Raw genomic sequence first — 12,632 nt, 5'->3', positions numbered from 1 at the left:
AGATCGAGGCGCCTAGATCGAGCCATTGAGTAAGATCGACCGCGCCAACGCACGGCCGCCACGGCGGCCGCGCCCCGCGACACCCGTTCAACGCCGCGCAAGGGCCGCTGCATCGCCCGGCCCGACCGCGGCACGCCGAACCCGGGACACGTTCCGCGGTTCATTCCCGCAGCAATACGGAGGAAACCACATGTCCCCCACCTCGACCGATAACGTCAAGAGCAACCTCGGCCAGGCCGGCAGCCACCTCAAGCAGGCCGCCAGCGACGCCGGCGAAGCGATCCGCAGCGCCGCCGGCGTGGCCGGCGAAGAGCTCAAGCTCGGCAAGGCCAACGTCAAGTCCGATCTGGCCGACAGCGCGCTGGCCGGCATCGCCGCGGCCGAGCACGCCGGCGGCGCCGCGCGCGAGCAAGTCGACGCGCTGATGGACAAGGGCCGCGATCTGATCGAAAGCGCCGCCGAGCTGGTGCGCGAGCGTCCGCTGGCTTCGTTCGGCGTCGCCTTCGCCGCCGGCTTCATCATCGCCAAGCTCGCCCGCAGCGGCGACAAGTAAGTGAGCGCAAGCGACGCGCCCAACGCCGAGCGCGCGCCGGGCGAAGCCCCGCGCGCCGACGGCAGCAACCGCAGCGAGCCCCGACAGGGGCCGCTGCCGCTGGAGGACGCGGTGCGCGAGATCGGCGATGCCGGCCGCGAAGGCCTGTCCGCCGCGCTCGACACCGGCCGCGCGCTGCGCGGCCTGTTGATCGCCGATCTCGCCCTGGCCCGCAGCGCGCTGGGCCGGGCGCTGATGTGGGTGGCGGTGGCGATCGTGTTCGGTGCGTCCTCGTGGCTGTTGTTGATGGCGGCGCTGATCGCGCTGTTGCAGGGCGTGCTGGGCTGGTCGTGGCTGGCGTCGATGTCGACCGCGGCCGGGCTCAGCCTGGTGGTGACGGCCATCGGCGCGTGGCAGGCGTTGCGTTATTTCGAATACACCCGGCTCGCGGCGACGCGGCGGCAGTTGCGCCGCATGGGCCTGGGCCACGACGACGACGACGATCGCGAGATCGACGCGCGGCAACCCAAGGAGGCGCGATGAGCCGGTTCGATCGCCTGCAGCGACGCGTGGACAAGCGCGAGCGTTTGCTCGAGGGCCGCTACGAGCAGGTGCAGGAACGCAAGCAGGTGTTGCTCAAGACCTGGCGCGAGGCGTGGACGCCGGGGCGGATCGTGGTCGTGGGGCTGGTGACCGGTTTCTTCATGGGCCGCGCCGAGCCGGTCAAGATCGCGGTCAAGAGCGGCAATCTGATGCAGATCGTGAGCCTGTTGTCGGGGCTGTTCGCCGGCGCTGGCGCGCAGGAAGCGGCGGACGAAGCTGGGCAGGCGGCCGGTCAGGCCGGGCGCGCGGCACGTGCGGCGGGGCAGGCGGCGGATGGGGCGCAGGCGGCGGCGGAACGCAGCGCGGCTTGATTTCGTTTTGACTCGGGGGCGCTGAGCGAGGCTTCGGGGCTCGGACCTTGGGCCGGGGAAGCTCCCCGCGGGCTAGGGCCTGCGGCAAACGCCCGCGGGGAGCTTCCCCGGCCCAAGGCCCTCCACCTCTTCTGATGGCTCGCATGCGCGGCGTGTGCATGCACGTCCGCCCAGCTCGCGCCGTAGCACCGGCGCCCTTCCCCACCCACCCAACGAAAATCGGAGCATCGGGCCTGGCGGGGTTCCCCACGGGCGTTTGCCGCAGGCCCTAGCCCGTGGGGAACCCCGCCAGGCCCGATGCCCCCGCGCCCCCAACACATCGCGCTGGCGCGTACACGCGCAAGAGCGCACAGTTTGCGCCGGTTCCGCCGCATCGCCGCCGCCTTGATCCCGTCCCCGCCGTCCGCCACCGATTCCGTCCCGCCGCCTGCGCCGGACGCCGCTACCGCTTCCGTCGCCGGCGAATCCGGCGTCGTGCCTGCGCAGCCGCGCCCGCGCGGGCCGGTGTCGCTGCTGGTCCTGGCCACGCTCGCATTCGGCTACACCTTGTGGGCGGCGCAGGAGCTGCTGCTGCCGATCCTGCTGGCGGCGTTCTTCGCCCTGGTCGGCAATCCGATCCTGCGCCTGCTCGGCAAGCTGCGCCTGCCGCGGCTGTTGGCCGCGCTGCTGGTGCTGGCCGGCGGCCTGGCCATCGCCGGCACCCTGACCCTGCAATTAGCCGAACCGGCCGGCGAGTGGGTGCGGCAGGTGCCCAAGGAACTCAAACAGGTCGGCCCCAAGCTGCGGCAGATGACCAAGCCGCTGCAGGACGCCAACCGCGCCGCGCAGAACTTCGCCCGCGCCGCCGGCGGCGAGAACACCGCCAAACCGGTGCAGGTGGTCAAGACCGAACTCGACGATCCCTACCGCGCGCTGACCTCCACGCCCAAGCGCGTGGCCCAGGTGCTGGCCGTGGTGCTGCTGACCTTCTTCTTCATGGTGTTCGGCGAATCGCTGCAGCGCAACGCCATCGCCCTGTTGCCGAGCCAGCAGCAGAAGAAACTCACCATCGACATCCTGCATTCGATCGAGCGCGAGATCTCGCGCTACGTGCTCACCATCAGCCTCATCAACACCGGCCTGGGCCTGGCCCTGGCCGGCGCGCTGTACGCGCTGGGCACGCCGCTGCAGGAAGCGCTGCTGTGGGGCACGATGGCCGCGATCCTCAACTTCGCGCCCTTCGTCGGCCCGCTGATCGGGGTGGCGGTGATGCTGGTGATGGGGCTGGTCGCCTTCGACGAACTGTGGCCGTCGCTGCTGCCCGCCGGGCTGTATCTGGGCCTGCACACCATCGAATCGCAAGTGGTGACGCCGCTGGTGCTGGGCCGGCGCATGCGCCTGTCGCCGCTGGTGCTGATGCTGGCGCTGATGTTCTTCGGCTGGCTGTGGGGCATCGTCGGCCTGCTGCTGGCGGTGCCGCTGCTGGTGTGCGTGAAGCTGGTGCTGGCGCGGATCGAAGGCCTGGACGGCTGGGCCCGGCTGCTGGAATGAGCGGGGCATGATCCTCGCCACCGATGTCCACTATTTCGGTGCCAGCGCGCGTGCGGCCGGGGTGTTGTTCGCCGACTGGAGCGATCCGCAGGCAGCGGCGACGCTGACCGTCGATATCGACCAGGTCGCCGACTACGAACCCGGCGCGTTCTACCGCCGCGAACTGCCGTGCCTGGCCGCGCTGCTGGCCCGGCTCGACGCGGCGCCGGACTGCATCGTCGTCGATGGCCACGCCTGGCTCGACGGCGCCGGCCGGCCCGGCCTGGGCGCGCACCTGTGGGAATCGCTGCAGCGCCGCACCGGCGTGGTCGGCGTCGCCAAGACCCGCTTCGTCGACACGCCGGCGGACGCCGAAGTCCTGCGCGGCGGCGGCACCCGGCCGCTGTACGTGACCGCCGCCGGCCTCGACCCGGCGGCAGCGCGCGCCGCGGTGGCGCGCATGGCCGGCGCGCACCGGCTGCCGGACTTGCTCAAGCAGGCCGACCGGCTGGCGCGCGGCGGCTGAACGCGGCCGCGCGCGCGCACGGCGACGCGCGTCGGCCATTGCGGCCGCCCCGGCAGGCTAAAATGCCGGCATGAGCTTCCCCGTCCGCGCCATCACCCTGGACCTCGACGACACCATCTGGCCGATCGCGCCGGTGATGCTGCGCGCCGAGGCGATCCTCGACCAATGGCTGCGCACGCATGCGCCGCGCACCGCCGCGCGGTATCCCATCGAAGCGGTGCGCGCGCTGCGCGACCGCATCGCCGGCGAGCGCCCGGATCTGGCCCACGACTACACCACCCAGCGCCGCCTGACCTTGCAGCACATGCTGCGCGAGTCCGGCGACGACCTCGCCCTGGCCGAGCCGGCGTTCGATGCGTTCTTCGCCGCGCGCTGCGAAGTCGAGCACTACGCCGACAGCGAAGCCGCGCTGGCGCGGCTGGCGGCGAAGGTTCCGCTGGCGGCGCTGAGCAACGGCAACGCCGACCTCAAGCGGATCGGGCTGATGCCGCTGTTCCGCTTCCAGCTGGGCGCGCGCGAGCACGGCCGGGCCAAGCCCGACGCCAGCATCTTCCACGCCGCCTGCGCGCGCCTGGAGCAGGAACCCGCGCAGGTGCTGCACGTCGGCGACGACATCGAACTGGACGTGGTCGGCGGCCGCCTGGCCGGCCTGCGCACGTGCTGGATCAACCGCGAGGCGCGCGCGTGGCCGGCGCATCACCCGCGCCCGGACCTGGAATTTTCCACCCTCACCGCTCTGGCCGACTGGCTGGAGCGCGCCCCATACGACCGCACGCCCCGCACGGACACCGCCGCCGCATGACTCTGCCCCTGGGTTTCACCTCCTCCGACGCCGGCGCGCTGCCGCTGGACCTGATCGGCCGCGCCGACTTCGCCGCCTGGCGCGACGCGCTGCCGGCCCCCACCGCCGCCTGGGTGCAGGCGCACGGCTTCGACGGCTCGCCCGGCAGCAGCGTGCTGCTGCCCGGCCCGGACGGCCAGCTGATGGGCGCGGCGGTCGGCATCGGCGATCCGCTCGACCCGTATTCCTACGGCCACGCGCCGTTCGCGCTGCCGGCGCGGACCTGGCGCACCAGCGGCCGCCACGAGCCCGGCGTGCGCGACGCGCTGCGCCTGGGCTGGGGCCTGGGCAGCTACCGCTTCGACCGCTACAAGTCGACGCCGCGCGCGCCGGCGCAGTTGCTGGTCGACAACGCCGACGACGAAGTCTTCGCCGTGCTCGCCGCCAGCGTGCGCGTGCGCGATCTGGTCAACACCCCGACCGAGCACATGGGCCCGGCCGAACTGGAGCAGATCGCGCGCGAGATCGCCCAGCGCCACGGCGCCAGGATCGAAGTGACCACCGGCGAGGAACTGCTGGCGCAGAACTTCCCCGCCATCCACGCCGTCGGCCGCGCCTCGCACCGCGCGCCGCGCCTGATCGCGCTGGAATGGGGCGACGCCGCGCATCCGCACGTGGCCCTGGTCGGCAAGGGCGTGTGCTTCGACACCGGCGGCCTCGACCTCAAGCCCGCCGACGGCATGCGCTGGATGAAGAAGGACATGGGCGGCGCCGCGCACGCGATCGCCCTGGCCGAGCTGATCATGGCGCGCAAGCTGCCGCTGCGGATCACCCTGCTGGTGCCGGCGGTCGAGAACGCCGTCGGCCCCGACGCGTTCCGCCCGGGCGAGGTGATCGCCACCCGCCAGGGCATCAGCGTGGAGATCGACAACACCGACGCCGAAGGCCGGGTGATCCTGTGCGACGCGCTGACCTACGCCGGCGAGCGCAAGCCGGCGCTGCTGCTCGACTTCGCCACCCTGACCGGCGCGGCGCGCATCGCGCTGGGCCCGGACCTGCCGGCGCTGTACTCCAACCAGGACACGCTGGCGCAGGACTGGCTCGACGCCGGCATCGTTCAGCGCGACCCGGTCTGGCGCATGCCGCTGTGGCGCCCGTACCTGCGCTACCTCACCAGCCACATCGCCGACATCGCCAACGGCGGCCCGTCGAAGATGGCCGGCTCGGTGACCGCAGCGCTGTACCTGGAGCGCTTCGTCCCGGCCGACCAGGCCTGGGCGCACCTGGACGTGTACAGCTGGAACGACGCCGACCGCCCCGGCCGCCCGGCCGGCGGCGAAGCGCAGGGCTTGCGCGCGGTGTACGCGATGCTCAAGTCGCGCGCGGCGCGCTGAGGCTGCGATGCGCGCGCCTGGGGTGAGAACGCGCTCGGTCGCGCTGACGTTTGCGGCGATGGTGGCTGCGGCGCCGGCGATGGCGGCGGAACAGACGCCGGCGGCGGACGCGGCGCAATCGAATCCGGCGGTATCGAATACCGCCGTGCCGAACGCGGCGATCTCGGGATCGGCGCAGCCGTCGACGGTTGCGCGCTCGCAATTGGTGCGCTCGCCCGCCCCTGTGCCCGCCGACGACCGGCTCAAGGTCTTCCTCGCCGGCAGCATCGACATGGGCGGCACCCAGGACTGGCAGGCGCAGCTCGCGCGCGAGCTCGCCGACGAAGGCGTGGTGCTGCTCAACCCGCGCCGCGAGGATTGGAACCCGGCGTGGAAGCCGGTCGCCGAGGAACCCGAATTCCGCCGCCAGGTGGAATGGGAACTCACCGCGCTGCAACGCGCGGACGTGATCGCGATGTACCTGGCGCCGGGCTCGCAGGCGCCGGTCAGTCTGCTCGAGCTCGGCCTGCACGCTGGCTCGGGCAAGGTCCTGCTGGCCTGCCCGGACGGGTTCTGGCGCAAGGGCAACGTCGACATCGTCGCCCAGCGTTACGGCATTCCCCGCTACGACTCGCTGCCGGCGCTGGCGCAGGCGGTGCGCGAACGGCTGGCCGAACTGCGCCGCGCACGCGCGCGCTGAGCGCACGCTCGGATCTACACACGTCACCCGCCGAATCGCGGCGAACACGCGCGACGCCCGGCGACGGCGCGCCTTCGAACATCTCGCGATGACGCGGCGCGCGAACGAGCAGCTGCCCGGCCGCAGGCGCAACCCGCGCCAGCCCGCTCGCCCGGATCGCCCAGCACAAACGAAGCGCCGGCGCGGCCGGGCCGCGCGCCGCCCGCTGTCCTCTCCCGCGCCCGTATCCCGTTATTCCTTGCGGTTCCGGGTGTCCCAGGGGACTGGCGCCCGGACTCGTGTTCAGACAAAATGTGATTTGTGGCACATTAATTCAGTGCCATGAATCACTGTAGTCCGCCCGGGCCTGCGTCCGGGTCTCAGGGCCGCCAGGCAGCCTCAGCGCCCGAACCTTCGCAGTAAGGCTCGAAACAGGGGAATCCATGAATCGCTCGACCCAACTCGGCCGCACGGCCGGCGCGCTGCTGTGCGCGTTCGCGCTGGCTTTCGCCGGCACCGTCCTGGCCAACGGCGCCAGCACCCAGCGCACGGCCAACACCACCGGCGGCCTGCTGGCCGACGGCTCCGACGGCCTGCGCGTCATTTGGGGCAGCAACAGCCAGTTCCAGGTGCGGCTGGGCAATGCCGACCAGGTCTACAACAGCGGCGCCACGCCCTCCAGCGGCAGCATGTTCAACAGCGTCTCGCTGCGAGTGGACCGCGGCGCCGGCGCGGTGCGCGTCTACAACAACAACGACAACTCCAACGGCGCGCCGTTCCTGCAGTTCACCCAGGCCTCGCAGAGCGGGATCTCCGCCGCCTCGCCCTATCAGGTGACCACGGTGTTGCGCCCCAGCAACGCGGCCGACAACGGCATCAGCGTCAGCATCGACGACCGCTATGTGACCCCGCAGGCTTGGTTCACCCGGCGCGTCACCCTGAGCGGCCTGCCGACCACCGGCGCGTCGATCAAGTTCTACCAGAACATCGACACGTATCTGCAGGGTGGCGACAACGGGCCCGGCTTCGTGCGCACCAGTCCCGGCAACAACAGCGGCCGCCCCGATCTGGTCGGCGTGGCCAAGGGCACCCAGTTCGAAGCGCTGTGGTGGGAGCCCTCGTCGGGCACGCCCAATTGGGACCGCTACTTCACCGGCCGGTTCGACTGGCCCAAGCTGCTGACGTGCTACGGCAACACCACCGGCACCGGCGCCTGCACCACCGGCACCGGCAATCTCGACAATACCGTCAACACCAACGCCGGCACCGACAACGGCATCGCCGCGCAGTGGGACGTGCCGGCCGGCGTTTCGACCTACACCATCGAGTACCGCGTCACCTTCGCGCTGGCATCGGTCGACCTGATCAAGCGCTTCGCCCCGGCGACGATCAACGTCGGCGGCGTGTCGACGCTGACCTTCGACCTGACCAACAAGAGCGTCAATCCCGCCAACAGCATCCGCTTCACCGACACGCTGCCGGCCAATGTGGTGGTGGCGCCGACGCCGAACGTGCGCACCAGCTGCCCCAACGGCGGCGCGCTGGGCACCGCGCTGGGCGGCATGACCGTGACCGCCACCGCCGGCAGCGGCTCCATCGCGATCAACAACGCCACCGTCAACGGCGCCGCCAGCAACGGCGGATTGCGCACCTGCCAGATCGCAGTCGATGTCACCTCGGCCACCGTCGGCGTCTACCACAACACCAACGCCAGCATCGGCAACACCAACAATCTGGTGAACCTGGTCGGCGACGAAATCCTGACCGTGGTGCAGCCGCAGCTCACCGCCAGCAAGTCGGTGGTCGGCGCGCTCGCCGCAGGCCAGACCGGCGCGGCCGCCGACGGCTACTTCAACATCGGCGTACAGAACAGCGGCAGCGGCCCGACCAGCGGCGCGATCTCCATCGTCGACACCTTGCCCGCCGGCTTCAGCCTGGTCGCGGCGTCGAGCGCGCAGGGCGCGGTGAATTGCGGCACCCTGCCGGCCACCGGCACGGTCACCTGTACCTTCACTCCGACTGCGCCGATCGCCGCCGGCGACAGCGCCAGCGTGCGCCTCAACGTCGCCATCCTCGCCACCGCGACCGGCTCGCCGATCAATCACGTCGCCGTCGCCGGCGGCGGCGATCCCGATCCGCTGCCGACGTGTCCGGCCGCCGGCAATCCGCAGTGCGCGCAGACGCCGGCGCCGATCGCGGTCAACGTCAGCCTGAGCCTGGTCAAGAGCGAGCAGCCGGTGTCGGCCACCTACACCCCGGGCAACGGCAGCACCTACACCTTGCGCGCGTGCAACGCGAGCGGGCCGGCGGTGGCCAACGGCGCCACCCTCAACGACCCGCTGCCCAACGGCGCGCGCCTGTCCGGCGCGTGGAGCTGCAGCGGCACCGGCGGCGGCACCTGCCCGGCCAACGGCGGCAGCGCCGGCGACGCGGCGGTCGCCATCGCCGGCGTGGTCCTGCCGGTCGGCGCCTGCATCAACGTGTTGGTGCCGGTGACGTTCAACCCCAATCCGGGCAGCTACTGACAGCACCGCGGGCGCATCGCGCCCGCACCGGCCGGCCCCGACGGGGCCGGCGACCCGGCAGGACGCGGCGTGTGTCCGTCCTGCGAAGCGGTTCGCGTTTTACCTCCTGAGTTACGAGTTTTGGTGGATTAAGCACTGATAGAGTGCGTACCGCCCATCGCATCTGGGGCCCCGATCGAGGTCGGGGTTTGCGATCGTCCACTCGGGAATCCAATGATGCAGATCACGAATTTCCGGTCGCGCGCGACCGGCATGCGATTCTGTACGGCGACGTTGTGCGCGCTCGTGCTCGGCCTGGGATCGGCCGCGCAGGCCGCGCAGGTCAACAACGCCACCGCCAGCGGCACCACCGGTACCGCCGGCTCATCGAGCAAGCCCTATCCTTCGGCGTTGACGGCGACCTACACCCTCGCCGGCGGCACCAACGTGCAGATCATCGCCAACAACGTGCCGCTGAGCACCTTGGGCGGCGCGACGGCGGCGATGTTCAGCCCGAACGTGCCGACCACGACCACCGGCATCCAGCTGCAAACCGTCGGCGCGTCGTGCAACTTCGCCAACAACGCCGCCGCCACCGTGACCTGCGGCAACATCGGCAGCACCCTGACGATCAGCTTCAGCCGGCCGGTGACCAATCCGGTCGTGCACTTCCTCGGCCTGGGCAGCGTGCGCAGCATCACCGGCGATACCGTCACCATCACCGCCGGCCGCACCACCCACACCCTGGCCGGCTCGAGTCCCGCCGGCGCGACCCTGACCACCCTGCCGGGCGCGGTGAACCTGCAGCCGCTGACCAACGCGCCGCTCAACAGCACGCTGGACATCGCCAACGCCACCTACAACGGCACCAACTGCTCGACCATCGCCGCGCCGGCGACCCAGCTCGCCGGTTGCGGCAGCGTGCGCGTCAACGGCACGGTGACCTCGGTGACCTTCACCATCGGCATGTCGGGCGCGCGCAACGTCTTCAACGCGACGATCGGCAACGCGCTCGGCGACGACGGCTACATGGTCACCACCAGCGTCGACGAAGACTTCGGCGACGCGCCGGCCAGCTACGACTCGGTCGAAGCGGCCAGCCACATCGTCGACGGCCTGCGTCTGGGCGCGAGCATCGACGCCGACAACACCAACGTGTTCAACGACACCCCGGCGGTGACGCCGAGCCCGAACGCGGTCGCCGCCGGCGCCGACAACAACGGCAGCAACGGCGACGGCAGCGACGAAGACGGCCTGACCACGCCGCTGCCGACCCTGCACACCGGCCTGATCGGCCAGACCTATTCGCTCGCGCCCACGCTCAGCGGCGGCACCGCCGCCGGCAACGTGTGCGGCTGGATCGACTTCAACCGCAACGGCGTGTTCGAGACCGCCGAAGGCGTGTGCAACGCGGTCGCCAACGGCGCGACCTCGACCACCTTGAACTGGACCGTGCCGATCGCCACCACCGCCGGCCGCAGCTACGTGCGGCTGCGCGCGACCCAGGGCGCGCAGCTGAGCCCCGCCACCCCGACCGGCCGCGTCGACAGCGGCGAGGTCGAGGACTACATGATCGAGATCAAGCCGGTCATCCGGGTCATCAAACAGCTCAATCCCACCGGCGCCACCGGCCGTTTCGATCTGGGCATCGGCGGCACCGCGTTCGCGGTCAACCAGGGCCACAACGGCACCACCGGCTTCCGCACGCTGTACCACAACAGCGCATCGGGCGCGCCCGACCTCACCGTGGCCCAGAACATCGCCACCACCGCGATCACCACCGCCGTGGTCGAAGTCCCCAACGCCGCGACCACCGCGCTGTACACCGCTACCTACACCTGCGTGAACGGCGCCGGCGCCGCGGTCGCGACCGGCACCGGCACCAGCGTCAACATCACCCTGCCGGTCTCGGTCACCGGCGCCGCCGCCAACGGCCGCGCCCAGGCGGTCACCTGCACCTTCACCAACCGCCTCAACACCTCGGCCTTGTCGATCGTGAAGAGCGACAGCGCGACCACCTACACCCCCGGCGGCCCGGCTACCTACACCCTGACCGCCTGCAACGCCGCCGGCGCCGACGCCGCCAACGGCGCGACCATCGCCGACACCCTGCCCGCCGGCGCGACCCTGTCGGCGCCGTGGCAGTGCGTCGGCAGCGGCGGCGCGAGCTGCTCGGCCGGCAGCGGCGGCGCCGCGGGCGGTTCGACCATCAGCCTCAGCGCGACCGCGCTGCCGGCTGGCGGCTGCCTCAACATCACCGTGCCGGTGTCCTTCAGTTCCAACCCGGCCAATTACTGAGCCCGGCCCATCGCCGGGCCCGCACAGCCGGCTTTGGGGCCGGCTGGCGCCGCGCAGGCGTCGGCCGACACCCGCCGCAGGTGACAACTGTCAGCCCCCGGCGCCGACAACGGCGCTGACAAAAACTGACTTTAAGCAGGTTGGATCGGATCGGTGCCGCGGTCACACTACGCAACGTCTGGCGTCCTGGTTGGGAACATGAGCGCATCCGCCGATCTGCTGAAGGAACTCCGCATCGACCGCAACCGCCCGCCGGCGCCCTCGGGCCCGGGCCGCGGCGTATTGATCGGCGTGGCGGTATTGCTGGTCGCGGCCGCCGCAGGGGGCTGGTTCGTCTTCGGCCGCAGCGCCGGCGCGCAGGTGCGCACCGCCAGCGTCACCGCGATCGGCGGCGGCAGCGGCGGCGCGGGCGCATCGGTGCTCGACGCCACCGGCTACATCGTCGCCCGCCGCATCGCCACGGTCTCGGCCAAGATCACCGGCAAGGTGCGCGAGGTGATGATCGAGGAAGGCCAGCGCGTCGAGGAAGGCCAGATCATGGCCACGCTCGACCCGATCGACGCCAACGCCCAGCGCGAGCTCAGCGCCGCCCAGCTCGCGGCCGCGCAGAGCGACGTCGCGCGCGTGCAGGCCCAGCTCAAGGAAGCCGAGGCCAACGCCGCGCGCCTGTCGTCGCTGACCCAGCAGCAACTGGTGTCGCGCTCGCAATACGATCAAGCCATCGCCCAGCGCGATTCGCTGCGCGCGCAACTGGTGACCGCGCAGCGCAACGTCAAGGTCTCCGGCGACAGCCTGCGCATCTCCGACCTGGGCGTGGACAACACCATCGTGCGCGCGCCGTTCGCAGGCGTGGTCACCGCCAAGGCCGCGCAGCCGGGCGAAATCGTATCGCCCCTGTCGGCCGGCGGCGGCTTCACCCGCACCGGCATCGGCACCATCGTCGATATGGATTCGCTGGAAATCGAAGTCGACGTCGGCGAAGCCTTCATCGGCCGGGTCAAGCCGAAGATGCCGGTGGAAGCCACCCTCAACGCCTACCCGGACTGGAAGATCCCGGCCGAGGTGATCGCCATCATCCCCACCGCCGACCGCGGCAAGGCCACGGTCAAGGTGCGCATCGCGATCAAGAGCCGCGACGCGCGCATCGTCCCCGACATGGGCGTGCGGGTCAGCTTCCTGGAACAGGCCGCGGCCAAGCCCGCCGGCGCCGCTCCGGCCAAGCCCAGCGCGATGCTGCCCAACGCCGCGCTGGCCCAGCGCGGCGGCAAGGACGTGGCGTTCGTGGTCGAAGACGGCAAGGCCCGCCAGGCCGAGCTGACCCTGGGCCGCAAGCTCGGCGACGACCGCGAAGTCACCGCCGGCCTCAGCGGCGGCGAGACCGTGGTGCTCGACCCGCCGGACTCGCTGGAGAACGGCGCCAAGGTGCGTGTCGAAAACGACGGCGCCGATTCGTCGGATACACATTGACGCGTTGACGCGACCACGTTGACGCGCGCAAACGCCGACGCGCCCACGC

Annotated in this window: 11 protein-coding genes; all 11 read left to right on the top strand. The window is 71.4% G+C overall.

Annotated elements, in window-relative coordinates; all coding sequences use genetic code 11:
- Positions 1 to 190: 190 nt before the first annotated feature.
- The 11 genes from BLU84_RS01390 to BLU84_RS01340 all read left to right on the top strand — a co-directional run bounded on the left by BLU84_RS01390 (position 191) and on the right by BLU84_RS01340 (position 12,583).
- Positions 191 to 553 carry a hypothetical protein gene (locus BLU84_RS01390; protein WP_074861912.1) on the top strand — a complete coding sequence of 121 codons (363 nt, stop codon included), beginning with the start codon at positions 191 to 193 and terminating at the stop codon, positions 551 to 553.
- Positions 554 to 1,075 (top strand): phage holin family protein, encoded by a 522-nt coding sequence (locus BLU84_RS01385; protein WP_233431035.1) that lies wholly within the window; start codon positions 554 to 556, stop codon positions 1,073 to 1,075.
- The gene (locus tag BLU84_RS26045) at positions 1,072 to 1,446 is read left to right on the top strand and encodes a hypothetical protein (RefSeq protein ID WP_074861909.1); all 375 of its coding nucleotides are present in this window, start codon (positions 1,072 to 1,074) and stop codon (positions 1,444 to 1,446) included. Before BLU84_RS01385 ends, BLU84_RS26045 begins: the two co-directional genes overlap by 4 nt.
- Before the next feature lie 504 nt (positions 1,447 to 1,950).
- The gene (locus BLU84_RS01375; protein ID WP_232518492.1) at positions 1,951 to 2,976 is read left to right on the top strand and encodes an AI-2E family transporter; all 1,026 of its coding nucleotides are present in this window, start codon (positions 1,951 to 1,953) and stop codon (positions 2,974 to 2,976) included.
- Between the two features lie 7 nt (positions 2,977 to 2,983).
- Positions 2,984 to 3,481 (top strand): endonuclease V, encoded by a 498-nt coding sequence (locus BLU84_RS01370; protein ID WP_074861906.1) that lies wholly within the window; start codon positions 2,984 to 2,986, stop codon positions 3,479 to 3,481.
- Positions 3,482 to 3,551: 70 nt separating this feature from the next.
- Positions 3,552 to 4,283, top strand: a complete 732-nt coding sequence (locus BLU84_RS01365; RefSeq protein ID WP_074861901.1) for an HAD family hydrolase — start codon at positions 3,552 to 3,554, stop codon at positions 4,281 to 4,283.
- On the top strand, positions 4,280 to 5,656 hold the full coding sequence (locus tag BLU84_RS01360) for a leucyl aminopeptidase family protein (protein ID WP_074861898.1): 1,377 nt from the start codon (positions 4,280 to 4,282) through the stop codon (positions 5,654 to 5,656). Before BLU84_RS01365 ends, BLU84_RS01360 begins: the two co-directional genes overlap by 4 nt.
- Before the next feature lie 22 nt (positions 5,657 to 5,678).
- Positions 5,679 to 6,335, top strand: a complete 657-nt coding sequence (locus tag BLU84_RS01355) for a nucleoside 2-deoxyribosyltransferase domain-containing protein (RefSeq protein WP_211664496.1) — start codon at positions 5,679 to 5,681, stop codon at positions 6,333 to 6,335.
- Between the two features lie 422 nt (positions 6,336 to 6,757).
- Positions 6,758 to 8,839, top strand: a complete 2,082-nt coding sequence (locus BLU84_RS01350) for a DUF7933 domain-containing protein (RefSeq protein ID WP_074861895.1) — start codon at positions 6,758 to 6,760, stop codon at positions 8,837 to 8,839.
- Positions 8,840 to 9,091: 252 nt separating this feature from the next.
- A complete protein-coding gene (locus BLU84_RS01345; protein ID WP_139174533.1) occupies positions 9,092 to 11,116 on the top strand; it encodes a GEVED domain-containing protein in 2,025 nt (674 codons plus the stop codon).
- A 198-nt stretch (positions 11,117 to 11,314) separates the two neighbouring features.
- Positions 11,315 to 12,583 carry an efflux RND transporter periplasmic adaptor subunit gene (locus tag BLU84_RS01340; RefSeq protein WP_074861888.1) on the top strand — a complete coding sequence of 423 codons (1,269 nt, stop codon included), beginning with the start codon at positions 11,315 to 11,317 and terminating at the stop codon, positions 12,581 to 12,583.
- Positions 12,584 to 12,632: the final 49 nt, after the last annotated feature.

Source organism: Lysobacter enzymogenes, assembly GCF_900106525.1.
GTDB lineage: Bacteria > Pseudomonadota > Gammaproteobacteria > Xanthomonadales > Xanthomonadaceae > Lysobacter > Lysobacter enzymogenes.
This window is presented reverse-complemented; position numbering and strand designations above follow the sequence as displayed.